Raw genomic sequence first — 26,304 nt, forward strand, 5'->3', positions numbered from 1 at the left:
CTTCACGGGTCTGTTCGGGACAATATCGGCAGCATGGCTGCGTCGTTCGCACAGTGCTGCAGCGGCATCGGCGCAACGCGTCGCTCGGTTGGACATGGTTTCGACGATCGTTTAGAACTGCCCTCCCTCATCCGCATCACCACAAGGCGAATTCCGACAGTGGCCATCGTCAAGCTTCTTCCCGTTTCCTGCCTGCTGGCGCTGTGCGGGCTGACCGCCGCGTGCAACGGCGGATCTTCCGCCCCGGCGCCGACGGCGGCATCCGCGTCGCCGTCGGCATCCGCCGCCGCTGCGCCTGCGGCCACGCCGGCCGCGGCGCCAGCTGCGGGCGATGCGTCTGCGGCGAGTGCGCCATCCCCCCAGGCGCCGGCTGCGGCCGCGCCCTCACCCACTTCAGGAGAGACTCCCGTGCTGCGACCGTCCTATGACGCATGCATCAGCGCCGCCGCAGGCGTGACGCCGACGATGCAGGACTGCATCGAGACCGAATACACCTACCAGGATGGGCGCCTCAACACGGTCTACAAGGCGTTGATGGCCAAGCTGGGCGACGAGGAAAAGAACGCGTTGCGCGACCAGCAACGCAAGTGGATCGCCGAGCGCGACGAAAAGTGTTTCTACGATCCCGACAGCGGGCAGGCAGGACGCGTGGACGCCGCCGAATGCCGTCTGGACATGACGGCCAAGCGCGCGGACGAACTGGAAGCGCGCTGATTCCAGCAGTGATGTTTGCGATGCAACTTTTCAGACAAGGAGATGGACGATGAGCGACAAGGACTGGGAACTGGGTCAGACCTCCAAGCATTACGAGACCGGCGGGCGCGGCGCGAGCACGGTGTCCTCCGGCATCGACGATCCGGGCGGCGTGTCCTACGGTTCCTACCAGATGACCTCGCAGGTCAAGACCAAGGAAGGCACGGTCATCGTGGGCGGGACCGTGGCGGCCTTCGTGAAGGACAGCAAGTACGCCGACGACTTCGCCGGCCTGAAGCCCGGCTCGGCCGACTTCAGCGCGAAGTGGAAGGAACTGGCCAAGACCGACGGCAGCTTCGCGCAGGAACAGCACGACTACATCAAGCGCACGCACTACGACAAGCTGGTCGACCGGTTGCATGACAAGGGCCTGGACCTGTCCGACCGCGGTCCGGCGGTGCAGGACGCGCTGTGGAGCACCGCGGTCCAGTACGGCCCCGGCAGCGACAAGAAGCCGGGCGGTTCGGGCGTGTTCCTGAAGGGGATGGAGGCGAAGTTCGGCAAGGACTACGACCTGTCCAAGCTCTCCGACAAGGACATCGTCGGCGCGGTGCAGGACTACAAGGCCGAGCACGTCAAGGAGCTGTTCCCGCGGGTGGAGAAGCAGAAGACCCTCGACTCGCTAAAGAACCGTGCCGAGAACGAGAAGGCGGACCTGTTCAAGCTGGCCGACCTGGACAAGACGGTCGCCAAGACCGGCGAGCAGCACGACAGCCGCGAGCGCGCGTCGCAGCCGGGCAAGTCGCACGGCGGCAACGGCCCGCACGCGGAGAACGGCGACGGCGTGCTCAAGCGCAACGAGCAGGGCGCGGCGGTGAAGGACCTGCAGGAGAAGCTGTCCAAGCTCGGCTACCTGGACGCGAAGGACGCCATCGGCACCTACGGTCCGAAGACCGAGGCGGCGGTGGAGAAATTCCAGCAGGACAACCGGCTCAAGGGCGTGGACGGCAAGGCCGGTCCGGAGACGCTCGCTTCCATCGACAAAAACCTGCAACGGCAGCAGGGCGTCGACCAGTTGCGCCACGACAATCCGATGTTCGACCAGGCGGTCAAGCAGCTGGAGAAGCAGGGACCGAACGGCGGTTTCGGCAGCCGCGAGGAGATGCAGCGCGCGGCCGGGCAGGTGGCGTTCGAAGCCAAGGTCAACGGCATGTCGCGCATCGACGACCTGGTGAACAGCACCGACGGCAAGGGCATGATCGCGGTGGAGCGCAACCCGAACAACCCGCACGACGTGAACCGCGCCTACGTCGATCGCCAGCAGGCGGCGACGGTGCCGCTGGAGCAGAGCCAGCAGCAGCTGACGGCCGAAACCCAGCGCCAGGCGCAGGAGCAGAGCCAGGACCAGCAGCGCACCCAGACGCAAGCGGCGCCGTCGCAAGGGCGTTGACCGCTGCGGCGCCGGCGGCCGCCGCCGGCGCCATCGCGTTGCAACAGGCGCCGGCCTGGTTTCACCGGGCTGGCGGCCAATCGTCTCGAGTGCAGACGGAACAGCCACGGCGCAGTCGTTCGTGGCTCGCCGCGGTATGGGATTGCACCTGTGCTGCCATGCAGCGCCGCGCTGCGCATCGGGCGCGGCCGCATGTTCGAGGCGTTTGCAGCAGCGCTGCGCGAGCGGCGCCATCGTCCGCCTGGCGCTCGCAAAGATATAACGCCGCGGCGGCACTGCCGACGCACGGCGCAACGATGCTCTTGCTCACCGCGCCTGTTCGCCGCGCGTGCCCAGGCTGGCCGAGAGATGGTCGATCCATACGCGCAGTTTGGGCAGCACGTGGCGGTGGGAAGGCCACAGCATCCAGAACGTGCCTTCGACCACGTTGTAGCGCTCCAGCGCCGTCTGCAGCAGGCCCTGCCGCACGGCATCTTCCACCGCGAAATCGGGCAGGTAGGCGATGCCCATGCCGCCGATGGCCGCGCTCAGCGTGGCTTCGATGCTGCCCAGGGTCATGCTGGTGGGCACGCGCAGTTCGGTCGCCGCTGCGTCCGCTTCGCCCAGGCGCCACTCCTGCAGCTTGCCGCTCGATGGAAACTTGAAGCGCAGGCAGCGATGGGCCGCCAGCTCCTGCGGGTGCGAGGGCATGCCGTGGTTGGCGAAGTACAGCGGCGAGCCGCACAGCCTGAAGCGGAACGGGCACAGGCCGCGTGCCGAAAGCCGCGAGTCCGCCAGTGCGCCGCTGCGGATCGCCATGTCGAAGCCTTCGTCGACGACGTCGACCAGCCGGTCGCTGAAATCGATATCGAGCTCCACCTCCGGATACGCCTGGGCGAAGGCCGGCAACACCGGCATCAGCAGCCGATGCCCCGCGGCGGGCACGCTGATGCGCAGGCGTCCGCGGGGCACGGTCGCGTTCCTGCCGAGCGCGGCCTGCGCATCTTCCAGGTCTTCCAGGATCCGGCGGCAGCGCTCGAAGAACTGCATGCCTTCCTCGGTGAGGGCGATGCTGCGCGTGCTGCGATGGAACAGCCGCACGCCGAGCCTGGCCTCGAGCCGCGCGATGCTCTTGCCGATGGCCGAGGGCGACAGCCCCAGCAGCCTGGATGCGGCGACGTAGCTGCGGGTTTCGGCTGCGCGGACGAACGCGGTCAGCCCGCTCACATGGTCCATTTTCTCGGCCTCGCGGGACGTGGATTGAGGACTATTTGTCTTTTCTGTCCGAAATCGTGGCTTGTTTCAAGCCGATTGCAGCCATCCTATCTTGTGTCCATCCGTTTGTGGATGCGCTTGACAAGGACCGGACATGCAGTTCCCCGACCCCACGCATGACCCCAAAGCGCGGCAATGGCTGCTTCTCGGTGCGGTATTGCTGGCTGCGTCGTCCATGCCGCTGAGCTTCACCGGCCCGGCGGTGGCGCTGCCCGCCATCGGGCAAGGCCTGGGCGGCAGTCCCATCGCCCTGAATTGGGTGACCAATGCCTTCATGCTGGGCTTCGGCGGTTGCCTGATGGCGGCCGGCGCGCTCGCCGACCAGTTCGGCCGCCGCCGCCTGTTCGTTCTGGGCATGGGCGGTTTCGCCGCCGCGTCGCTGGCCCTGGCCTTCGTGCCGGACATCGTCTGGCTGGATGCGCTGCGCGCCGTGCAGGGCGTGGCCGGCGCGGCGGCCTTCGCCGGCGGCGCGGCGGCCCTGGCCCAGCAATTCGACGGCCATGCGCGCACGCGGGCCTTCAGCCTGCTGGGCACCACCTTCGGCGTCGGCCTGGCGTTCGGGCCGGTGCTCGCCGGTTTCCTGATCGAACACCTGGGATGGCGCTCGGTCTTTCTCGGCGTCGCCGCGCTCGGTTCGCTGGCCCTGCTCTGCGGCTGGCGTTGCATGCCCGAATCGCGCGACCCGGAGGCGCAAGGCCTGGACTGGCTCGGCGCCCTCAGCTTCACGGCGGCGTTGACGCTGTTCACCTATGCGCTGCTGCAGGCGCCGGAGCACGGTTGGGGCGATCGCATGGTGGCCGGCCCGCTGGCCGTCGCGGCCGTGTTGCTGGCGGCCTTCGTGCTGATCGAGCGCATGGTGAAGCGGCCGATGCTGGACCTGTCCCTGTTCCGCTACCCGCGCTTCATCGGCGTGCAGTTCCTGGCGGCGGCGCCCGCCTATTGCTACGTCGTGCTGCAGGTGCTGTTGCCGGCGCGCTTCATCGGCATCGAGGGTTACAGCGCGATGGCGGCCGGACGCATGATGATCGCCCTGTCCGCGCCGATGCTGATCGTGCCGATCCTGGCGGGCATGCTGACGCGCTGGCTGTCGGCCGGCCTGATCTCCGGGATCGGCTTGCTGACCGCTGCCGGCGGCCTGGCGTGGCTGGCGCAGTGCACGCCGGGACAGCCTTCCGCGCAGTGGCTGGGGCCGCTGCTGGTGATCGGCCTGGGCACCAGCCTGCCCTGGGGCCTGATGGATGGCTTGGCGGTCAGCGTGGTGCCCAAGGAGCGCGCCGGCATGGCGATGGGCATCTTCAGCACCACGCGCGTGGCCGGCGAAGGCGTGGCGCTGGCGGTGGTGGCCGCCATGCTCGCCGCCTTGGTGCAGTCCCGCTTGCGCGACGCGGGACTGGCGGATCTGGCGCAGGCCTTGCCCGAGGCCGCGCAGCGCCTGGCGATGGGCGACCTGGCGCATGCCGGGAGCGTGTTGCCCTGGATCGATCGGGCCTTGCTGGTGCACGGCTACGGCGATGCCTTTCGCCTCCTGCTCTACATCCTCAGCGCCATCACGGTGCTGTCGAGCGGCATGGTGTTCGGTTTCCTGACGCATCGCCCGGCCAAGGAGGACGCGCAAGTCCATGTGCCGCCGCCCCCGCCCGACGCGGCGGCGAGCGGCGATCCTGCGCCGTCGCCCGCGCGCACGGCCATGCGCGAGCCGGCGCCGTGCCGCGGGCGGATGGCGGCGAGCACCGCGAAGCACAACGCCTGAGCGGCACGCAGGCGGTCGCCGCCATGCGTGCCTCGCGGTCGAATCCAATGGCGCGGGCAGGCCGTCGTGCGCTGCGATGGCCTATGCTGCGTCCATGCCGCATTTCGCCTCCGTTGCGCCGTCTCCCGTGCCGCGTCGCCTGCGTCAGGCATGGCGCGCACGCCGGGCCGCGCTCGCGCTGTTCGCTGCATGTGCCATCGTCGGGCCGGGCCGCGCGCTGAGCGCGGCGCCCGCTCCGGTCCTGTCGCCGGCGACCACGCCTGCGCAAGCCGGATTGGTGGACGTGCACGAGGTCGCGCCGGACATCGCGATGGACATCCGCTATGCCGGCCACGACAACTTCACCGGCCGCCCGGTGCCGGGCTACGACGCACCGACGTGCTACCTGCTGGCCCCGGTCGCGCAGGCGCTGGCACGCGTGCAGCATGCGCTGCGCGAAGAGGGCTACAGCCTGCAGGTATTCGATTGCTACCGGCCGCAGCGCTCGGTGCGCGCGTTCGTGAACTGGGCGGGCGACCTGCACGACCAGATCGCCAAGGCGCGCTACTACCCGCACCTGGACAAGCGCGTGCTGCTCGGCGACTACATCGCCGAGACCTCCGGCCACAGCCGCGGCGCCACCGTCGACCTGGGCCTGCTCGACTGCCGCGGCGGCCATTGCACGCCGCTGGACATGGGCACGGGCTTCGACTTCTTCGATCCGTCCGCGCACACCGATGCGCCGGGAATCGGCCCCGCGCAACGCGCGAACCGCCAGCGCCTGTTGCGCGCGATGGCGGCGCAGGGCTTCGCCAACTACCCGCTGGAATGGTGGCACTACACCTTCCAGCCCGAGCCGAGTCCCGGCACCGCCTACGACGTACCGGTACGCTAGGGCGTCCCGTCTCGCTTCATAGGCCAAGCTCATGTCCGGCATGCAAAGCTTCATCGACCTGCAGTGCCCGTATTGCGGCGAATGGATCGACCTGGCGCTGGACCCGTCGGTCGAAGCGCAGCAGTACGTGGAGGATTGCCAGGTCTGTTGCCGGCCGATGCTGGTGACGGTGGGCTGGGACGAGGACGGCGCGCCAGTGGTGAGCGCCAGTGCCGAGAACGACGGCTAGCGCGTTTCCCATCGGCGGGACGACGGCGACGGACACTTGGCGGGCGACGCCGGCTGGCCTTGGGCAATCGGTCGCGATAGGCGCTCCCTGCAACCTGTCGCGGCGATGCATCCATGCGCTGCCGGAATCCGCAGCGCGAGACCCGCACACGACCGACTGCACCCCCTAGACTGGCGCTGTCCTCGTCACCGGAAACACCGCAATGAACCTGCCGCTGTACTTCGGCCTGCTGGGCTCGCTCGAAGCCGGGCTGATCGCGCTCGCGGTCGGGTTCCTGATCTATGCGCTGTGGCATCGCCTGTGCCGCTGGCTGCAGTGGTCCGAGGGCCATGCGCTGGGCTGGTCGTGCCTGATCGCGGTCGCGGTGTCCGCCGGGATCGATTGCTGGAACCTGTTCTACACCGGCATCGTGCGCCTGGAGTCGCCGTTGTACGCGCGCCTGGCGCTGGCCAGCATCCACGATCCGAACGAACTGGGCAGCCGGGTGGTGCTGGAAGTGTCCGGCGCGCTCGCCGGCGTGGCGATCGCGTGGGTCGCGTTCAGTTCGCGTTCAAGCGAAAAATCCGGCGACGGCGAGCGCGAAATCGGGTGAAACACACGCTTTCTTTGCGGGTTGCGAACGTCTCGAACGAAGGCCTTACCGCACGCTCACCAGGCACTAACCAAGCCGGTAGCGCGTGTTTCCGCCGCGGTGGTTAACGAAGCGTTGCGCAGGCTTTTTCGCAAGGGAATGGATTCAGCCTGGCACCGGCACGGTGTGGCCATGCACCGGATTCGACCGGGCATGCCACACACCGAGAGAGCACAAGGAGACCACCCATGAACATTCGTAACCGCACGCCGCTGATCGGGACCGCCGCCATTCTCGCCGCCGCGCTGGCCCTGCCGGCCTTCGCCCAGGACGCGCAGAGCGATGCCGCCACCCAGGCGCAGTCGCCCACCAGCGCGACCGGCCAGCCCGCGCAGTCCGGCGCTTCGGGCGGCGGCCAGACCTGGGCGGACGTCGATACCGACAGCGACGGCGCGATCAGCAAGCAGGAGGCGCAGGTCAACGCAGGCCTCAGCCAGATCTTTGCGCAGGCCGATGCGGACCACAACGGCAAGCTGACGCCGGACGAATACAAGGCCTATGTGGCCAAGCAGCAGGGCGGCGCGGCCGGCAGCAACGGCCAGTAACGCAGACGCTGGCTGATTCGACGGCCGGCGCGCCTAGACGATGGCGCGCCGGCTCCCGCGCAGGACTGCCGCGAGCAGTCCCGCACCGACTCGAATGCGACACGTGCGCAAGGAAGGGCGGCCTGGTGCCGCCCTTCTGCCGTGTGCGCTTCACCAGGAAACGCGACATGCACGGTGTAGGGTAGCGGTCCGCCGATCGACGAGGCTGCCATGGCCCTTTCCCGCCGCTCGCTACGCCTGTGCCTGGTGCCGCTGCTGACCGGTTTCGCCGCGTCCGGCCTGGCCGCCGCGCAGCAGGATCCGGCCGCACCCACGTTGCCTCAACCCGTGCCGATGCCCGCGCCTACCCCGGCGCCGGCGACGCTGCCGCCGTTGCCCACGCCGCCGGCATCGACCTTGCCGGTGCCGGCGGCGCCTGCCAGCGATGCCGGCGCGGCGGCAGGCGCGCGCAGTTTCGCCGCGCTGGACCTGGACCGCGACGGCCGTATCGGCCGCGCCGAAGCCGCCGCGGACCCGGTCCTGCGCGAAACCTTCGACACGTTCGACGCCGATGCCGACGGCGCGCTGTCGCGCGAGGAGTACGCGCACTACCAGCCCGGCCCCGGCGACCCTGCAGCGCAATAAGCCGCGCTGCTATGCTTGTGCGATGCCTACGCCTACCGCTCAGCGCTCCTCCGCCATCGCCCTGGTCGGCTTCGACGGCGACGACACCTTGTGGAAGAGCGAGGACTACTACCGCGACGCCGAAGCGGCGTTCGAAGCCATCCTCGGCCAGTACCTGGACCTGCGCGATGCCGGCACGCTGCAGCACTTGCTGACGGTGGAGCGGCGCAACCTCAAGGTGTTCGGCTACGGCGCCAAGGGCATGACCCTGTCGATGATCGAGGCGGCGATCGAGCTGACCGAGGCGCGCATCTCCGCGCGCGACCTGCAACGCATCGTCGAGATCGGCCGCGCCACGCTGCAGCATCCGGTGGAGGTGATCGCCGGCGTGCGCGAGGCGGTGGCCGCGATCGCCGCGGAGTTCGAGGTGGTGCTGATCACCAAGGGCGACCTGTTCCACCAGGAAGCCAAGATCGCGCAATCCGGGCTCGGCGAACTGTTTCCGCGCATCGAGATCGTGTCGGAGAAGGATCCGACCACCTACGCCAGGGTGCTGGCCGAATTCGGCATCGGCGCCGAGCGTTTCGTGATGATCGGCAATTCGCTGCGCTCGGACGTGGAGCCGGTGATCGCGCTCGGCGGCTGGGGCATCCACACGCCGTATGCCACCACCTGGGCGCACGAGGCCGAGCATGGCCTGTCCGCCGACGAACCGCGCCTGCGCGAGGTGGCCACGGCGGCCGAGTGGCCGCAGGCGGTGGCCGACCTGAACCGGCATGCGGCGGCGCAAGGTGTCTTGCCGCCGGCGTGAGGACGCTCGCGGCGCCTGTCCCCGAGGCCTCGATCGCCGCGCCGCCAGTGCGTGCAGCGAGTACGAAAGCAGGCGCTGATAGCGGCAAGCACGCGCGCGCGCCTCGCCTTGGCCGCCGCGCCGCGGGAGCGCCCCGAGCGGGATGGCCGCGTACCATCGGTGCCGGCGCTTCTCCATCAGCAGCGCTCCTGTGCGGGGCGTAAGCCGAGCGTATCCGCCATGCCGGGCGGATGCGGCGCCTTGCGTGCCTTCCTTGACGACCGTGCCGACCGCGCCACCCTGACAGCGATGCCGGCATCCGGCAGAATCGACGCATGCCGTCCCGCCTGCGCTCCGCCTGTCTGATCCTGCCGCTGGCGCTATGCACGGCGAGCGCCGCAATGGCCCAGGAGGCGGCGGCGCCGATCGCTGCAGCGGCGGATGCGGCCGAGCCCGGCAGCGGCGATGCCTGGGTCGACCGCCAGCTGCTGGACATCGACCGCTACGCCGCGCGCTATCCGGACAGCTTCCTCGATGAAGTGGCGCGCTACGCGCAGCTGCCGCGCGGCTATGCCGAGGCGCTGCTGCGCGAGCGCCGCTGGCCGCCGCGCGATATCTACTTCGCCTGCTTCCTGGCCAGGGCCGCGGGGCTGCCGTACCGCGAGGTGGTGCGTGCGCGGGCCAGCGCCGGCCCGGACGCCAGCTGGGCCGACGTGGCGAACGCGCTGCAGGTCGAGCCCGGGTCGCTGACCTACCGCGCGCTGCGCCACGCCATCGTCGCCAGCTACGACCACTGGGACCGGCCGATCGAGCTGGACGCGCTGTTGCGCCGCCAGCTCGGCGATCGCGCCCAGCGCGACCGGGCGGCTGCGCAGTAGGGGCGGTCGGCGGCGTACAGCGGGCCGGTCGGCAGGCCGCGGGTGCTGGAACCCGGCTTGATGCGCGAGGCGTCCAGCCGTCCCCGTGGTGCTTGTGTGGGAGCGACTTCAGTCGCGACGCGCGCAGCAGCGATGCCTGCCGGTCCCCGATATTGGCGTAGCCTCGGTGCGTCTACGACGAGATCGGCGCGTCGCGACTGAAGCCGCTCCCACAGCGGCTTGCGGCCAGCCGGCCGCCGGGAGGCTAGCGCCTTAGTCCCGATACCACTTCCAGCGCGATTTTCGGTTCGGTCTGTCTATCTCCCGCCATGGCTTCCGCGGCTGCCGCGCTCCCATCGCGCCCATCCCGGACGCTCGCCATGGCTGCCATCTGCCGCACGACTGGCCGCGCCGCCGCCGCGGCGCGAGAATAGGCGTTCTGCCGGACCCGATGCCCGGCGCCACCGCCGCTCCGGACCGCCCGATGACCACTGCTTTCGTTTCGCCCGATGCCATCCGCAGCCTGTTCGCGCAGGCCATGTCCGACATGTACCGCACCGAGGTGCCGTTGTACGGCACGCTGATGGAGCTGGTGGCGCAGGTCAACGCGGCGACCCTGGCCGCCGATCCGGCGCTGGACGCGCAATTGCAGCGCAACGACGAGCGCGCGCGGCTGGACCAGGAGCGGCATGGCGCGATCCGTGTCGGCAGCGCCGAGGAACTGGCCACGCTGCGTCGGCTGTTCGCGGTGATGGGCATGCATCCGGTCGGTTACTACGACCTGTCGGTGGCCGGCGTGCCGGTGCATTCCACCGCGTTCCGCCCGCTCGATGCGGCGGCGCTGGCGCGCAATCCGTTCCGCGTGTTCACCTCGCTGCTGCGGCTGGAACTGATCGAGGATCCGGCGCTGCGCGCGCAGGCCGCACAGATCCTCGCGCAGCGGCGCATCTTCACCGACGGCGCGCTGCAGCTGATCGAACGCTGCGAGCGCGACGGCGGCCTGGTCGAGGCCGACGCGCAGCGCTTCGTCGCCGAGGCGCTGGAGACCTTCCGCTGGCACAGCGACGCGACCGTGACGTTGCCGACCTACCGCGCGCTGAGCGATGCGCACAAGCTGATCGCCGACGTGGTCAGCTTCCACGGCCCGCACATCAACCACCTGACCCCGCGCACGCTGGACATCGATGCGGCGCAGGCGGAGATGTTGCGCCGGGGCATCGACGCCAAGGCGGTGATCGAAGGTCCGCCGCGCCGGCGCTGCCCGATCCTGCTGCGCCAGACCAGTTTCAAGGCGCTGGAGGAAACGGTGCGCTTCCCGGCCGGCGATGGCGCCGCCGAGGCCGGCACCCACACCGCGCGCTTCGGCGAGATCGAGCAGCGCGGGCTGGCCCTGACCGCGAAGGGCCGCGCGCTGTACGACGCCCTGCTCGAGCGCGCGCGCGCCGCCGAGGGCAGCGCCGGCGGCGACTACGCGGCGCGCCTGCAGGCCGCCTTCGCCGATTTCCCCGACGACCACGCCACGCTGCGCCGCGAAGGCCTGGGCTATTTCCGTTACGCGTTGACCGATGCCGGCCGCGCGGCGGGCGCCGCGGCGCTGGCCGGCAAGCCTGCCGAGGCCTTGATCGCCGACGGCCTGGCCAGCGCCGACCCGATCGTCTACGAGGATTTCCTGCCGGTCAGCGCCGCCGGCATCTTCCAGTCCAACCTCGGCGGCGGCGAACAGCGCGCCTATGCCGCGCACGCCAACCGCGCTGCGTTCGAACAGGCGCTGGGCGCGCCGGTGCACGACGAGTTCGCGATCTACGCGGACATCGAGCGCGCCTCGCTGGAAGCCCTGAAGGCCTGACCCACAAAGCCCCTCTCCCACCGGGAGAGGGGTCGGGGTGAGGGTCCGGCGCGAAGCGTCTCGTGGAGTTTGGGTGCGCGAGGCTGCGCCCGTACCCTCATCCGCCCCTTCGGGGCACCTTCCCCCGAAAAGGGGGCCATGGTCCCGGTGGGAGAAGGAACAGCCGCGGTGCATAGCCCCTCTCCCACCGGGAGAGGGGTTGGGGTGAGGGTCCGGCACCAAGCGCTGCGCTTTGAGTAAATGCAGACCGACTAGTGCGATGCGGCCGGCTGTTGCGGCGCGCGACGCGCCTGGCGCCGCTCGCGTGCCCGTGCCCGCCGCGCGCGCCAGCGCTCGCGCAGGCAGGAGAAGATCACGTACAGCGCCGGGGTGCTGAGCAGGGTCAGGCTCTGCGAGATCAGCAGGCCGCCGATCATCGCGATGCCCAGCGGGCGGCGCAGCTCCGAACCTTCGCCCAGGCCCACCGCCAGCGGCACCGCGGCCAGGATCGCCACCATCGTGGTCATCATGATCGGGCGGAAGCGCACCACGCAGGCCTCGCGCACCGCGTCCAGCGGCGACTTGCCGTGCTGGCGTTCGGCGACCAGGGCGAAGTCGATCATCATGATCGCGTTCTTCTTGACGATGCCGATCAGCAGCACCAGCGCGATCATCGAGATCACCGACAGCTCGGTGTTGGTGACCCACAGCGCCAGCAGCGCGCCCATGCCGGCGGCCGGCAGCGTGGACAGGATCGTCACCGGGTGCACCAGGCTTTCGTACAGCATGCCCAGCACGATGTAGACCACCACGATCGCCGCCAGCACCAGGATCAGCATCGAATTCGGCTGCAGTGCCACGCCGAAGCCGCCGCCGTCGGCGATGCGGATGTCGCCGGGCATGCGCAGGCCGGCGACGGTGGCGGCGATGATCGCATCGCCTTCGCCGGTGCTCACCCCGGGTGCCAGGTTGTAGCTCAGGTCCATCGTCGTGTACTGGTTCTGATGGGTGATCTGCGGCGGCGCCAGCCCCGGCACCTGGTGTGCCACGGCGGTGAGCGGCACCATCGCGCCGCTGCGCGTGGGCACGTAGATCCGGTCCAGCGCCGCCGGCGTGGCGGTCTGCTCGGGCAATGCGTTGACCACCACGCTGTACTGGTTGAGGTCCGAATAGATCGTGGAGATCTGGCGCTGGCCGAACGCGCCGTACAGCGCGCCGTCGATCGAGCCGATCGACACGCCCAGGCGCGCGGCCTGGGCGCGGTTGATGACGATGTTCTGGCGCAGGCCGGCGGTGTCCACGTCGGTGCCGACGTCGCGCAGCTTCGGGTTCTGCTTCAGCGCCGCCTGCAGCTTGGGCAGCCATTCCTGCAGCTGCGCGTTGTCGTTGCCCTGCAGCGAGACGCGGTACTGCGCGCCCTGGCTGGTGCCGCCGCCGCCGTCGCTGGGAAGGTCCTGGATCGCGCGCAGGCGCAGTTGCAGGTCCGGGTAGCGGTCGGCCTTGGCGCTGAGCCGCGACAGCACCTGCGCGGTGGTCTCGGTGCGGCCCTCGTCGCGGCGCTTGAGCTCGATGTTGAAGCTGGCGCTGGAGCCCTGGCGACTGCTGCCCAGGCGCGCGCCGACGATCTTCACCGCCGGGTCGGACATCAGCATGTCGGTGATGCGGCGCTGGCGGTTGACCATGTCGGCGAAGGACACGGTGGCGCTGGAACTGGCGCGGCCCCAGATCAGGCCGGTGTCCTGCGCCGGGAACGAACCCTTCTTCACCGCGCCGGCCAGGAACACGGTGGCGGCGATCAGCAGCAGCGGAGTCAGCGCCAGCAGCAGCGCGTGCCGCAGCGAGAAATCCAGCGCCACCGTGTACACGCGCAGCATGCCGGCGTGCACGCGCTCCAGCCATGCGCCGAAACGGCCGGGCCGCTCCGGTTCGGCATGCGCGGACAGGAAGCGGCTGCACAGCGCCGGGGTCAGGGTCAGCGAGACCACCGCCGAGACGCAGATCGCCGCGACCAGGGTCACGGTGAACTCGCGGAAGAACGCACCGATCATGCCGCTGGCGAACAGGATCGGGATGAACACCGCCACCAGCGACGCGGTGATCGAGACGATGGTGAAGCCGATCTCGCGCGCGCCGGCCAGTGCAGCGTCCAGGCGCGACATGCCTTCGTCGAGGTGGCGCATGATGTTCTCGATCACCACGATCGCATCGTCGACGACGAAGCCGATCGCGATCACCAGCGCCAGCAGGCTCAGGTTGTTCAGGGTGAAGCCCATCACGTACATCGCCAGCGCCGCGCCGGCCAGCGACAGCGGCACGGTGGCCGCGGCGATCAGCGTCGGCGCCAGCCGGCGCAGGAACAGCGCCATGGTCAGCACCACCATCGCCAGGCTGATCAACAGCGTGGCCTGCACCTCGTTCAACGAGGCGCGGATGGTCGGGGTGCGGTCGAAGTAGGCGGACATCCTGGTGCCAGGCTGCAGGTAGCCGCGCAGCATCGGGATCTGCGCCTTGACCCGGTCCACCGTCTCCACGATGTTGGCGCCGGCGCGGGTGAACACATACATCACCACCGCCGGCTTGCCGCCGAACCAGGCCGCCTGGTAGGCGTCCTGCTGGCCGTCGTAGACGTTGGCCACGTCGCGCAGGCGCACGGTGCGGCCGTCCTGCTGCGAGATCACCAACTGGGCGAAGTCGGCGGCCTTGGCCACCGAATCGTTGGCCACGATCGCGGTGGTGGAGCTGCCGTCGCTGAGGAAGCCGGTGGGCGAGGTCACGTTGGCCGCGCGCACCGAATTGCGCAGGTCGTCCGGGGTCAGGCCCATCGCGTTGAGCGCGCGCAGGTTCACGTCCACCCGCACCGCCGGGGTGGAGGCGCCGCCGATGTCGACCGAGGCCACGCCGGTGATCTGGCGCAGGCGCTGCGCCAGCAGCGAGTCGGCGACGTTGTACAGCTCGTCGGCCGATTGCGTGTCCGAGGTCAGCGCGATGGCGATGACCGGGTCGTCGTTGGGATTGGCCTTCTGATAGCGCGGCGTGGACAGGCCCGAGGGCAGGTCCGCCTGCGCGGCATTGATCGCGGTCTGCACGTCCTGCGCGGCCGAATCGATGTTGCGGTCGCTCTGGAACATCATGAACACCTGGCTGTTCCCCTCCGAACTGGAGGAGCGCATGGTGTCGATGCCGGGGATCTGGCCCAGGTGCCGTTCCAGCGGCGCGGTGACCGTGGACGCCATCGTCGAGGCGTCGGCGCCGGCCTGGCTGGCCTGCACGAAGATCACCGGGATGGAGATGTTCGGCAGCGCCGCCACGCCCAGGCGCAGGTAGCACATCATGCCGATCACGAACAGGCCGATGGCCAGCAGCGTGGTGCCGATCGGGCGGCGGATGAAGGGGCCGGAGATGTTCATGGGGCCGGGAGTGGGGATTGGGGATTCGGGATTCGCGAAGCGGCGCACTTGCACGCTCCTTGCTCGCGCAAGTCGTCAGGCGTTCGGGGCGACCGCAGGCTGCAGACGCCCGGCGATTCCCCATTCCCCAATCCCGATTCCCGGCCCCTCACGCCGGACGCTCCGCCGCCGCCGCGTGCCGCGCCGCGCGGCGCTCGCGGTAGGCGCGCAAGCGCTCGGAGAAGCGCTCCATGTACAGGTAGATCACCGGCGTGGTGTACAGCGTGACCAGCTGCGACAGCAGCAGGCCGCCGACGATGGCGATGCCCAGCGGGCGCCGCAGTTCCGAGCCGATGCCGTCGCCCAGCGCCAGCGGCAGCGCGCCGAGCATCGCCGCGGCGGTGGTCATCATGATCGGGCGGAAGCGCAGCAGGCAGGCGCGGCGGATCGCGTCGTGCGCGTTGGCGCCTTCGCGGCGCGCGTCGATCGCGAAGTCGATCATCATGATCGCGTTCTTCTTGACGATGCCGATCAGCAGCACGATGCCGACGATGCCGTCCACCGACAGGCTCAGCCCGCACAGCATCAGCGCCAGCAGCGCGCCGACGCCGGCCGGCGGCAGCGTGGAGATGATCGTCAGCGGATGGATGTAGCTCTCGTAGAGCACGCCCAGCACGATGTAGATCAGCACCACCGAGGCCAGCAGCAGCCACACGATGTCGGTCTGGCTGCCGGTGAATTCGGCGGCCTTGCCGATGAATTCGGCATGCAGCTGCGGCGGCAGCTGCAACTGCTCGCTGGTCCGCTCGATCGCCGCCACCGCCTGCGACAGCGAATAGCCCGGCGCCAGGTTGAACGACACCGTCACCGCCGGCAGCTGCTGCTGGTGGCTGACCACCAGCGGGGTGGTGGTGACCCTGGCCTCGGCCAGCGCGGCCAGCGGCACGGTGCCGCCGCCGCCGACGGCGATGCCGGTGTTCTGGTTGCCGATGCCGGTGGCGGTGGACGAGTTGCTGGAGGTGGTCTGGCCGAAGCTGGTGGCGTTGCTGGCGGTCAGCGCGCCGCTGCCGTTGCTGGCCACCGCCAGCTGGTTCAGCAGCGCGGTGCTGTTGCGGAACTCCGGCGCCACTTCCAGCACCACGCGGTACTGGTTGAGCTGGGTGAAGATGGTGGAGATCTGGCGCTGGCCGAACGCGTCGTACAGGGTGTCGTCGATGGTCTGCATCGGCACGCCGAGCGCGCTGGCCTTGTCGCGGTCCACGGTCAGTTCCAGCGCGCGGCCCTGGTTGGCCAGGTTGTTGTCCACGTCGGCCAGTTCCGGGAGCTTGCGCAGCGCCTCGGTCAGGCGCGCGCCCTGCACCGCCAGCTCGGCGCTGTCCACGTCCGACAGCGAGTACTGGTATTCGGTGGCGGCCACGCGCGTGTCCAGGGTCACGTCCTGCACCGGCTTCAGGTACAGCGCCACGCCCGGCAGCCCGGCCACCGCCTTCTGCAGTCGCGGCAGCACCTCGTCCAGGCTGTCGCGGTCGGCGCGGGTCTTCAGCACGATGCTCAGCTGGCCCTGGTTGAGGGTCGGATTCATCGAGCCGGCGCCGATGAACGCGGCGACCCCGGTCACCGCCGGATCCCGGCGCAGCGCCTCGGCCACCGCCTGGGTGCGCTGCTGCATCTGCGGGAACGCCACGTTCTGGTCGGCCTGGACCACGCCGGTGATCAGCCCGGTGTCCTGCTCGGGCAGCAGGCCCTTGGGGATCACCACGTACAGCACCACGGTCAGCACCATCGTCGCCAGCGCGATCGCCAGGGTCAGCGGCTGGTGCCCGAGCACCCAGTCCAGGGTGCGCTCGTACAGCGCCACGGTGCGCGTCCACACGGTGGTCTTGCCGGCCGCGGCCGCGCGCTCGTGCGCGTCCTCGCCCTCGGGCAGCGCGTCGGGCTTGAGCAGGTAGGCGCACATCATCGGCGTCAGCGTCAGCGACACCAGCATCGAGATCACCACCGCGATCGACAGCACCCAGGCGAACTCGTGGAACAGCCGCCCGGTGACGCCCGGCATCAGCAGCAGCGGCAGGAACACCGCCACCAGCGACACGGTCAGCGACAGCACGGTGAAGCCGATCTGCTTGGCGCCGATCTCCGCCGCCTCGCGCCCGCTCTTGCCCTGCTCGATGTAGCGCACGATGTTCTCGATCATCACGATCGCATCGTCGACCACGAAGCCGGTGGCCACCACCAGCGCCATCAGCGACAGGTTGTCCAGCGACATGCCGGCGAAGGCCATCACCGCGAAGGTGCCGGCCAGCGACAGCGGCACCGCCACCGACGGGATGATCGTGGCCCACAGCCGGCGCAGGAACACGAAGATCACCGCCACCACCAGGCCGATGGTCAGGATCAGGGTGAACTTGACCTCGTGCACCGAGGCGCGGATGGTCTCGGTGCGGTCGGAGAACACGTCCAGGTGCACGCCGCTGGGCAGCACCGCCTGCAGCTGCGGCAGGATCGCGCGGATCTGCTCCACCGTCTGCACGATGTTGGCGCCGGGCTGGCGGCGCACCTCCAGCAGCACCGCCGGCTTGCCGTCGGCCCAGGCCGCGAGCTGGTCGTTCTCCACCCCGTCCACCACCTGCGCCACGTCCGACAGCCGCACCGGCGCGCCGTTCTTGTAGCTGATGACGGTGTCGCGGTAGTCGGCGGCGCTGGCCAGCTGGTCGTTGGTGCCGATGCTGTAGGACTGGGTCTTGCCGTTGAGCGAGCCCTTCGGCGCGTTGACGTTGGTCTCGGTCAGCGCGCTGCGCAGCGCCTCCATGGTCAGGTCCATGTTCGACAGCTGCGCCGGGTTGACCTGGATGCGCACGGCCGGGCGCACGTTGCCGGCGATCGACACCAGGCCCACGCCGGGCACCTGCGACAGGCGCTGCGCCAGGATCGAGTCGGCGTAGTTGTTGACGTCGCGCAGCGGCAGCGTGTCGGAGCTGAGCTTGAGGGTCAGGATCGCCGCGTCGGCCGGGTTCACCCGGTTGTAGACCGGCTGGTAGGGCAGCGACGAGGGCAGGGTGGACTGGCGGATCGCCGCCTGCACGTCCTGCGCGGCGATGTCGATGTCGCGGTCCATCGCGAACTGCAGGATGATCGTGGACAGGCCCGCCGACGAGTCGGAGGTCATCATCTGCAGGCCGGAGATCTGCCCCAGCTGCCGCTCCAGCGGCGTGGTCACCAGCGAGGCCATGGTGCTGGCGTTGGCGCCGGGGTACTGGGTGGTCACCACCAGGCTGGGCGCGTCGATCTCCGGCAGCGCCGACACCGGCAGCTGCCGGTAGCCGAGGATGCCGAGCAGCAGCACGCCGGCCATCAGCAAGGTGGTGGCGATCGGGCGGCGGATGAAGATCGTCGAAAAGCCCACGGGGGTGTCCTTGCTCGGAAGTCGGGATGGAGCGGATCGATCTGCGGCGGCGCCGATGGCGCGCGCGCCGCCTGGGGGCGTGCGGCGTTCGGCCCTGGGCCGTGCGCGCCGGCGCGGCCGGACGCAGGGCGCCGGGCCGCGCGCCGGGCCTTAGCGCGGGCCGCCGCCGCGCCGGCCGCCGCCAGCGCCGTCCTTGCGCTGCTGCTTGCTTTCCGCCGCCTTCAGTTCGGCCTCGGTGGGTTGCGGCGGCGCCTCGCCCGGCTTCAGCGGGGTGACCTTGGCGCCGGGCTTGAGCCGGAACTGGCCTTCGGTGACCACCCGCTCGCCGGCCTTCAGGCCCTGCGCCAGCTGCACCTGGCTGTCGCCCACCTCCACGCCCTGCACCACCGTCTGCATCTTGACCGTGTTGTCGCCCTGCACCACGTACACGTAGTCGCCGTCGGGGCCGCGCTGCACCGCCTGGGTCGGCACCACCACGCCGCTGGCCAGCGTGCGCAGGGTCAGCCGCACGTTGACGAACTGGCCCGGCCACAGCGCGTTGCCCGGGTTGGGGAACTCGGCGCGGACCTTGAAGGTGCCGGTGTCGCTGCTGATCTGGTTGTCGATCACGTCGACCCGGCCGTCGCCGGCGATCACGTGCGCATCGGTACGGTCCAGCGCCGCCACGGTCAGCGGCCCGGCCGCCTGCGCCTCGCGCAGGCCCTGCAGCTCGCGTTCGGCCAGGTTGAAGACCACGTAGATCGGATGGATCTGGGTGATGGTGACGATGCTGCTGCTGGTGCTGACGATATTGCCCACGTCCACGCCGCGGATGCCGGTGATGCCGTCGGTCGGGGCGATGATGCGGGTGTACTGCAGCTGCACCTGCGCCGCGCGCATCGACGCGTCGTTGGCGGCGACCGCGGCCTCGTACTGCGCCACCTGGTTGCGCTGCGTGTCCAGGTCGGTCTTGGCCACGTACTGGCGGTAGGCCGGCGAATCGGAGCGCTGGAAGGTGGAGCGGGCGGTGGCCAGCAGCGCCTGGTTCTGGCGCTTGCTCGCCGCCGCCTCGTCGTAGCTGGCCTGCAGCGAGCGCGGGTCGATCTGCGCCAGCACATCGCCCTTCTTCACTTCCTGGCCCTCGCGGAAGTTCAGGCTCATCAGCTGGCCGCCGACCTGCGGGTTGACGGTGACCGTGCTGAGCGCGGTCACGGTGCCGGTGGCGGTGGCGTAGATCGGCACCGCCTGGCTGCCGGCGGCGACCACGGTGACCGGAACCGGCGCGCTGTCGTCGGCATCGCCGCTCGCCCCCGCGCCGCCACGGCCGTGGCCATTGCCACTGCGCAGGAAGTGCGCGCCCACGAGCACCACCACCACCGCTGCGACGATCAGCAGCGCAATCTTCCAGAAACGCGACATCCGGGGGTAACTCCTGTGGCGAGGCGGGGTGGGGGACCCTCCCGCAGTGGCTGGTGCGACAAGCGGTGAAGCATATCGCCGGCGTGCTGCGATTGGACCATGACTGAAGGGATAGGACGCGCACGCCTGCGGCGGCGTCGCTGGCAGCGGCAACGCGCCAGTGGCGGATCGGTTGACACGGATTCCTAAGGGTTTTTCCGCCGTGGCGCGGTCGCGGCCGGTGCCTGCCCGCCGCGAATGCAATACATTGACTGAACGCCCCACGAAAAATCCCATCGGAGACCCCCATGCCGCGCCTGTCCCGTCTGCTGTCCGCGATGCTGCTCGCCGTCCCCGCGCTGGCCTGCGCCCAGTCCGCCGAACGCCCGGAGGTGGCGGCCGCAGCGGCCAAGCTGCAGGCCAAGGTGGTGGACTGGCGGCGCGACTTCCATCAGCACCCGGAGCTGTCCAACCGCGAGGAGCGCACCGCGGCCAAGGTCGCCGAGCGGCTGCGCGCGCTGGGCCTGAAGCCGCAGACCGGGATCGCCCACCATGGCGTGGTGGCGATCATCAAGGGCGCGCTGCCGGGGCCGAAGATCGCCCTGCGCGCGGACATGGACGCGCTGCCGGTGACCGAGCAGACCGGCCTGGCATTCGCCTCCAAGGCCACCGGCGAGTACCGCGGCGAGACGGTCGGGGTCATGCACGCCTGCGGCCACGACGCCCACACCAGCATCCTGCTGGGCGTGGCCGAGGCGCTGGTGGCGATGCGCGCGCAGCTGCCGGGCGAGGTGATGCTGGTGTTTCAGCCCTCCGAGGAGGGCGCGCCGGGCAACGAGGAGGGCGGCGCCTCGCTGATGCTGAAGGAAGGCCTGTTCCGCGACTTCAAGCCCGACGCGATGTTCGGCCTGCATGTGTTCTCCAGCGTGCAGGCGGGCAAGATCGCGGTGCGCGGCGGCCCGCTGATGGCCGCCTCGGACCGTTTCAGCATCAAGGTGATCGGCCGCCAGACCCACGGCTCGGCGCCGTGGAACGGGATCGACCCGATCGTGGCCAGCGCCGACCTGATCGGCGCGGCGCAGACCGTGGTCAGCCGCCGCGCCAACATTTCCCGGCAGCCGGCGGTGGTCAGCTTCGGCGCGATCAAGGGCGGCATCCGCTACAACATCATTCCCGACGACGTGGAGATGGTCGGCACCATCCGCACCTTCGACGAGGGCATGCGTCAGCAGATCTTCGCCGACCTGAAGACGGTCGCCGAGCACACCGCCGCCGCGCATGGCGCCAAGGCCGAGGCGCACGTGCCCGACCAGGACGGCAACCCGGCCACGGTCAACGACCCGGCGCTGACCGCGAAGATGCTGCCCAGCCTGCAGGCGGTGGTCGGCGCCGACAACGTCTACGAGCCGCCGTTGCAGATGGGCGCGGAGGACTTCTCGTTCTACGCGCAGCAGGTGCCGTCGATGTTCTTCTTCGTCGGCGCCACCGGCACCGGCATCGACCCGGCGACCGCGCCGAGCAACCACTCGCCGCAGTTCCTGCTCGACGAATCGGCGCTGGACGTGGGCCTGCGCGCGCTGCTGCAGGTGTCTTTGGACTATCTGGGTATGAAGCGGTGATTGGGGATTGGGGATTGGGGATTCGTCAAAGCGGTTGCCCGGTGCGGAGATAGCGCCGCACTCCCTCGCACTTCTGGATCCGGATGGATTGGCCAAGCCGCAGCTCAAGCCGCAGCTCGCGCGGCGCCGCTTTGCCAATCCCCAATCCCGACTCCCCAATCCCGGCCCCCCATACACCTTCCAGCCAGACCGCCCCCGCTAAACTGGCCGGCATGAACACCCCCCAGGATTCCAGTCTCGGCCGCGAGGTCGCGTATCCCTCGCAGTACGACCCCGCGCTGCTGTTCCCGATCCCCCGCGCCGGCGGCCGTGCCGAGATCGGCCTGGACGCCGCGCCGCTGCCGTTCTTCGGCCTCGACCGCTGGCACGCCTACGAACTGGGCTGGCTGGATGCGCAGGGCAAGCCCTGCGTGGCCACCGCCACCTTGCAGGTGCCGTGCACCTCGCCGCAGCTGATCGAATCCAAGTCGCTCAAGCTCTACCTCAACTCGCTCAACGCGATGCGCTTCAACAGCGCCGAAGCGGTGCGCGCCTGCATCGTCACCGACCTGTCGGCGCGCGCCGGCGCCGACGTCGTCATGGAGTTCGGCCTGCCGCCGGTGGACCCGCTCGGCGAAGGCGAGTCGCTGGACGCGCTGGACATCGCCATCGACTGCTATGGCCCGCCGCGTCCGCAGTTCCTGCTCGCCGCGGCCGACGACATCGTCGAGGAGACGCTGAGCAGCGCGCTGCTCAAGTCCAACTGCCCGGTCACCGGCCAGCCGGACTGGGCCACGCTGTGCGTGCGCTACCGCGGCGGCCGCATCGACCGCGAAGGCCTGCTGCGCTATTTGATCAGCTTCCGCGAGCATGCCGGCTTCCACGAGCAGTGCGTGGAGCAGATCTTCCACGACCTGCTGACCCACTGCCGCCCGCAGTCCTTGCAGGTGGAGGCGCGCTACACCCGCCGTGGCGGCCTGGACATCAATCCCTGGCGCGCCACGCCCGACGTGGCCGAGCCGATCGCCTTCCACCGCGATCCGCGCCAGTAGCGCAAGGCTGAATCGGGTCGGCGCCGTTCACGGCTGCGCGATCCGCTTTTAACAAATCATGTGCAACCGTGGCCGCATCCCATCCACGCACGGAGCCACATGCGATGAACAGCGACAAGCGCGCCGATTTCTCGGCAGTCACCGCCAAGGTGGACACCACGGCCGAGGTCACGCCGAAGGCGGATTTCTCCGCCATGCAGTCGCACGTGGACAGCACCGCCGAACAGGTGCAGCAGGTCTACGTGGTCAAGCAGGGCGACTCCCTGTCCAAGATCGCCAAGCTCCACTACGGCGACGGCAACGCCTGGACCCGCATCTTCGAAGCCAACCGCGACGTGCTCGACGACCCCGACAAGATCTATCCGGGGCAGACGCTGAAACTGCCTGCCCGCGCCTAGCGCGGACCGCGCCGCACGCCTTCGCGATCCCGTCATTCCACCAAGGAGCATCACCTCATGAAGATCCATTCGAAGACACTGACCTCGCCACTGCTGCTGGCCCTGGTCGGCGCGCTCGCGCTGGCCGGCTGCAAGAAGCAGGAGCAGAGCCAGAGCGCCACGCCCGATCCGACCTCGTCCGCGCCGACCGAGGCGATGCCGGGACCGGCCGATGCCGCCCAGACCGCGCCTGCCGCGGCCAATGCTGGCGCGGTGACGGTGTCGGCCGTGACCGTGGGCAACACGGCCGCGGCCGACAAGGCGGTGGCGCCGCTGACCACCCTGGGCAGCAAGGACACCATCATCGTCTCGGTGAAGACCGAGGGTTCCTCGACCAACACCAGCGTCGGCGCCAAGCTGCTGTTCCAGGACGGCCAGACCGCCGGCGAGCAGAGCGCGACGCTGACCACCGCCGGTGCCGAGACCACCAATATCTCCTTCACCAACGCCAAGGGCTGGCCGGCCGGCAAATACAAGGCCGAGGTCACCGTCAACGGCCAGCCGGCCGGGACGCCGCAGGAATTCGAAGTCAAGTGACGCCTCCCGCGCATCGCTGAGGCGATGCGCCGCAGTCACGGATCGCGCCTGCCGACTCTCTCCCGGCCGGCGCGGGACGCTGGGCGCAGCCGCGAGGCTGCGCCTTTTTTTTGGCCGCGTGTGCCTGTCGCCGCGCAGGTCGCGCAGTGCACGCGCGCGCCGCGCACGCCGCACTGCGCAAGCGCGCCGCATGCGCCGACGTCCGCCATGCGCGGGCGCATGCACGCATGCGTCGCTCGCCACCGATACCGTCGGCACGCGCGGCGGCAGCGCATTCCATACGCATGCGCAGGGTGGACGCACCGCCTTGCGCCGCAAGCGATGACGGAATTTGTCCTGCGAGCCAACACAAGTCATTGAGGCCGCGCGCCGCCGCGCGTCGCCGACGGCATGCGCGTTTTCGGCATCGACAGCCTCCACCGTTCCATGCAAGCGCTTTCTCCGGCCCGCAGAAAACGCGACAATCGGCGGCCGTAATGCCATTGCCGTCGCGGGGTTTCCCTTGTCGAAAGCGCCACCGTCCGCACGCCGTCCGCGCCGTGCCATCGGCGGCCTTTCCCGCGGCAGCGCGTCCTTCCCGAATCGCAAGAGAGCCCACGTCACTCATGTCGAATACGCCCAAGATCCTGTACACGCTCACCGACGAAGCCCCGTACCTGGCGACGCAGTCGCTGCTGCCGATCGTCGCCGCCTTCGCCGGCACCGCCGGCATCGCCGTGGAAACCCGCGACATCTCGCTGGCCGGCCGGCTGATCTCGCAGTTCCCCGAATACCTGCGCGAGGACCAGCGCATCGCCGACGACCTGGCCGAGCTGGGCCAGCTGGCGACCACGCCGGAAGCCAACATCATCAAGCTGCCCAACATCAGCGCCTCGGTGCCGCAGCTCAAGGCCGCGATCAAGGAACTGCAGCAGCAGGGCTACGCGCTGCCGGACTACCTGGACGAGCCGCAGGACGACAAGCAGAAAGAGGCCAAGGCGCGCTACGACCGGGTCAAGGGCAGTGCGGTCAATCCGGTGCTGCGCGAAGGCAATTCCGATCGCCGCGCGCCGCTGTCGGTGAAGAACTACGCGCGCAAGCACCCGCACCGCATGGGCGCGTGGAGCGCCGACTCCACCTCGCACGTGGCGCATATGCAGGACGGCGATTTCTACGGCAGCGAGCGCTCGGCGCTGATCGCGCAGGCCGGCAGCGTCAGGATCGAACTGGTCGGCAAGGATGGCGCGGTCACCGTACTGAAGGAAAAGACCGCGGTGCAGGCCGGCGAGATCATCGACGCGGCAGTGATGAGCAAGCGCGCGCTGGCCAGCTTCGTGCAGGCGCAGATCGCCGATGCCAAGCAGCAGGGCGTGCTGTTCTCGCTGCACCTGAAGGCGACGATGATGAAGGTCTCCGACCCGATCATGTTCGGCGTGGTGGTCGGCGCGTTCTACCAGGACGTGCTGGACAAGCATGCCGAGGCGCTGAAGCAGGTCGGCTTCGATCCGAACAACGGCATCGGCGACCTGTACGCGCGCATCGCCGGCTTGCCCGACGCGCAGCGCGCGCAGATCGAGGCCGACCTGCAGGCGGTGTACGCGCAGCGCCCGGCGCTGGCGATGGTTAATTCCGACAAGGGCATCACCAACCTGCACGTGCCCAGCGACGTGATCGTCGATGCGTCGATGCCGGCGATGATCCGCGACTCGGGCAAGATGTGGAATGCCGACGGCAAGCTGCAGGACACCAAGGCGCTGATCCCGGACCGCTGCTACGCCGGCGTGTACCAGGCGGTGATCGAGGACTGCAAACAGCATGGCGCGTTCGATCCGGCGACGATGGGCAGCGTGCCCAACGTCGGCCTGATGGCGCAGAAGGCCGAGGAATACGGTTCGCACGACAAGACCTTCCAGATCGCCGCCGACGGCACGGTGCGGGTCAGCGACAGCGACGGTAAAGTGCTGCTCGAGCATGCGGTCGAGGCCGGCGACATCTGGCGCATGTGCCAGGTCAAGGACGCGCCGATCCAGGACTGGGTCAAGCTGGCGGTCAGCCGCGCGCGCCTGAGCGACACCCCGGCGGTGTTCTGGCTGGACCCGCAGCGCGCGCACGATGCGCTGATGATCCAGAAGGTGGAGCGCTACCTGCAGGACCACGACACCCAGGGCCTGGACATCCGCATCCTGCCGCCGGTGGAGGCGACCGCGTTCTCGCTGCAGCGCATCCGCAACGGCGAGGACACCATCTCGGTCACCGGCAACGTGCTGCGCGACTACCTCACCGACCTGTTCCCGATCATGGAGCTGGGCACCAGCGCCAAGATGCTGTCGATCGTGCCGCTGATGGCCGGCGGCGGCCTGTTCGAGACCGGCGCCGGCGGTTCGGCGCCCAAGCACGTGCAGCAGTTCGTCGAAGAGAACTATCTGCGCTGGGATTCGCTGGGCGAGTTCCTGGCCCTGGCCGCGTCGCTGGAGCATCTGGGCCAGCGCGAAGGCAGCGCGCGCATCGGTGTGCTGGCCAAGACCCTGGACCAGGCCAACGGCCAGTTCCTGGACAACGACAAGTCGCCCTCGCGCAAGGTCGGCGAACTCGACAACCGCGGCAGCCATTTCTACCTGGCCCTGTACTGGGCGCAGGCGCTGGCCGCGCAGGACGAGGACGCGGCGCTGCAGGCGCGCTTCGCGCCGCTGGCCAAGCAACTGGCCGAGCATGAGGCCGCCATCGTCGCCGAGCTCAACGGCGCGCAGGGCAAGCCGGTCGACATCCAGGGCTATTACCGCCCGAACCTGGAGCTGGTCAGCCAGGCGATGCGGCCGAGCGCGACGTTCAACGCCGCGCTGGCGACGCTGACGGCGTAGCAGTTCGCTGCGACGGCGCTGCCGACCGAACCCGGCCGACGCGGATGCGTCGGCCGGGTTTTTTTGCGCGCGCCGCACGCCTGCGCCGTCGCACGCGAACGCCGGTGGGCTGCATGCAGCGTCATCCTGATCGGGTCCACTGCCGGCGTCGCCCGCGCGTGGCCGATCCGTCGCGG

The 26,304-nt window shown here is 69.7% G+C and carries 20 protein-coding genes; 16 read left to right on the forward strand and 4 right to left on the reverse strand.

Annotated features, from left to right (window positions below; genetic code table 11):
* Positions 1–33 precede the first annotated feature (33 nt).
* Together AB3X10_RS02845 and AB3X10_RS02850 are read left to right on the forward strand one after the other, a co-directional pair.
* Entirely contained in the window at positions 34–714 is a 681-nt protein-coding gene (locus AB3X10_RS02845) for a lysozyme inhibitor LprI family protein (protein WP_369978893.1), read from the forward strand.
* A gap of 49 nt (positions 715–763) precedes the next feature.
* Entirely contained in the window at positions 764–2,143 is a 1,380-nt protein-coding gene (locus AB3X10_RS02850; protein ID WP_369978895.1) for an XVIPCD domain-containing protein, read from the forward strand.
* Positions 2,144–2,449: 306 nt separating this feature from the next.
* Here AB3X10_RS02850 and AB3X10_RS02855 read toward each other — a convergent pair whose 3' ends face one another.
* On the reverse strand, positions 2,450–3,358 hold the full coding sequence (locus AB3X10_RS02855; RefSeq protein WP_369978897.1) for a LysR substrate-binding domain-containing protein: 909 nt from the start codon (positions 3,356–3,358) through the stop codon (positions 2,450–2,452).
* A gap of 133 nt (positions 3,359–3,491) precedes the next feature.
* Here AB3X10_RS02855 and AB3X10_RS02860 point away from each other — a divergent pair, with 133 nt between their 5' ends.
* The 9 genes from AB3X10_RS02860 (at position 3,492) to AB3X10_RS02900 (ending at position 11,522) form a co-directional block, all read left to right on the forward strand.
* Positions 3,492–5,147 (forward strand): MFS transporter, encoded by a 1,656-nt coding sequence (locus AB3X10_RS02860; protein WP_369978899.1) that lies wholly within the window; start codon positions 3,492–3,494, stop codon positions 5,145–5,147.
* A gap of 94 nt (positions 5,148–5,241) precedes the next feature.
* On the forward strand, positions 5,242–6,021 hold the full coding sequence (locus tag AB3X10_RS02865) for a M15 family metallopeptidase (protein ID WP_369978901.1): 780 nt from the start codon (positions 5,242–5,244) through the stop codon (positions 6,019–6,021).
* Positions 6,022–6,052: 31 nt separating this feature from the next.
* Positions 6,053–6,250: a CPXCG motif-containing cysteine-rich protein gene (locus AB3X10_RS02870; protein WP_369978903.1), complete on the forward strand. Its 198-nt coding sequence runs from the start codon at positions 6,053–6,055 to the stop codon at positions 6,248–6,250.
* 202 nt (positions 6,251–6,452) lie between these two features.
* Positions 6,453–6,842 (forward strand): hypothetical protein, encoded by a 390-nt coding sequence (locus AB3X10_RS02875; protein WP_369978905.1) that lies wholly within the window; start codon positions 6,453–6,455, stop codon positions 6,840–6,842.
* Between the two features lie 227 nt (positions 6,843–7,069).
* Complete coding sequence (locus AB3X10_RS02880; RefSeq protein WP_145703414.1) at positions 7,070–7,426, forward strand: EF-hand domain-containing protein; 357 nt, start codon at positions 7,070–7,072, stop codon at positions 7,424–7,426.
* 210 nt (positions 7,427–7,636) lie between these two features.
* A complete protein-coding gene (locus AB3X10_RS02885) occupies positions 7,637–8,050 on the forward strand; it encodes an EF-hand domain-containing protein (RefSeq protein ID WP_369978908.1) in 414 nt (137 codons plus the stop codon).
* Between the two features lie 22 nt (positions 8,051–8,072).
* On the forward strand, positions 8,073–8,840 hold the full coding sequence (locus tag AB3X10_RS02890) for an HAD family hydrolase (RefSeq protein ID WP_369978910.1): 768 nt from the start codon (positions 8,073–8,075) through the stop codon (positions 8,838–8,840).
* A 314-nt stretch (positions 8,841–9,154) separates the two neighbouring features.
* Positions 9,155–9,697, forward strand: coding sequence for a hypothetical protein (locus tag AB3X10_RS02895; protein ID WP_369978912.1), 543 nt, complete (start codon positions 9,155–9,157; stop codon positions 9,695–9,697).
* A gap of 463 nt (positions 9,698–10,160) precedes the next feature.
* Positions 10,161–11,522, forward strand: coding sequence for a VOC family protein (locus tag AB3X10_RS02900; protein WP_369978914.1), 1,362 nt, complete (start codon positions 10,161–10,163; stop codon positions 11,520–11,522).
* A 251-nt stretch (positions 11,523–11,773) separates the two neighbouring features.
* Here the strand turns inward: AB3X10_RS02900 and AB3X10_RS02905 are convergent, their stop codons facing one another.
* The 3 genes from AB3X10_RS02905 to AB3X10_RS02915 form a co-directional block, all read right to left on the reverse strand.
* On the reverse strand, positions 11,774–14,908 hold the full coding sequence (locus AB3X10_RS02905; protein ID WP_369981618.1) for an efflux RND transporter permease subunit: 3,135 nt from the start codon (positions 14,906–14,908) through the stop codon (positions 11,774–11,776).
* Positions 14,909–15,056: 148 nt separating this feature from the next.
* Positions 15,057–18,290, reverse strand: coding sequence for an efflux RND transporter permease subunit (locus AB3X10_RS02910; RefSeq protein ID WP_369978916.1), 3,234 nt, complete (start codon positions 18,288–18,290; stop codon positions 15,057–15,059).
* Between the two features lie 150 nt (positions 18,291–18,440).
* Positions 18,441–19,688, reverse strand: a complete 1,248-nt coding sequence (locus AB3X10_RS02915; protein ID WP_369978917.1) for an efflux RND transporter periplasmic adaptor subunit — start codon at positions 19,686–19,688, stop codon at positions 18,441–18,443.
* A gap of 287 nt (positions 19,689–19,975) precedes the next feature.
* Here AB3X10_RS02915 and AB3X10_RS02920 point away from each other — a divergent pair, with 287 nt between their 5' ends.
* The 5 genes from AB3X10_RS02920 (at position 19,976) to AB3X10_RS02940 (ending at position 26,128) form a co-directional block, all read left to right on the forward strand.
* Positions 19,976–21,286, forward strand: a complete 1,311-nt coding sequence (locus AB3X10_RS02920; protein ID WP_369978919.1) for a M20 family metallopeptidase — start codon at positions 19,976–19,978, stop codon at positions 21,284–21,286.
* Positions 21,287–21,498: 212 nt separating this feature from the next.
* The gene (gene queF, locus AB3X10_RS02925; RefSeq protein WP_369978921.1) at positions 21,499–22,317 is read left to right on the forward strand and encodes an NADPH-dependent 7-cyano-7-deazaguanine reductase QueF; all 819 of its coding nucleotides are present in this window, start codon (positions 21,499–21,501) and stop codon (positions 22,315–22,317) included.
* A gap of 104 nt (positions 22,318–22,421) precedes the next feature.
* Positions 22,422–22,715, forward strand: a complete 294-nt coding sequence (locus tag AB3X10_RS02930) for a LysM peptidoglycan-binding domain-containing protein (RefSeq protein WP_369978923.1) — start codon at positions 22,422–22,424, stop codon at positions 22,713–22,715.
* Positions 22,716–22,772: 57 nt separating this feature from the next.
* Positions 22,773–23,291 carry a hypothetical protein gene (locus AB3X10_RS02935; RefSeq protein ID WP_369978925.1) on the forward strand — a complete coding sequence of 173 codons (519 nt, stop codon included), beginning with the start codon at positions 22,773–22,775 and terminating at the stop codon, positions 23,289–23,291.
* A gap of 605 nt (positions 23,292–23,896) precedes the next feature.
* A complete protein-coding gene (locus AB3X10_RS02940; protein WP_369978927.1) occupies positions 23,897–26,128 on the forward strand; it encodes an NADP-dependent isocitrate dehydrogenase in 2,232 nt (743 codons plus the stop codon).
* Positions 26,129–26,304 lie beyond the last annotated feature (176 nt).

It is taken from the genome of Xanthomonas sp. DAR 80977, from assembly GCF_041240605.1.
Taxonomy (GTDB): Bacteria; Pseudomonadota; Gammaproteobacteria; order Xanthomonadales; family Xanthomonadaceae; genus Xanthomonas_A; species Xanthomonas_A bundabergensis.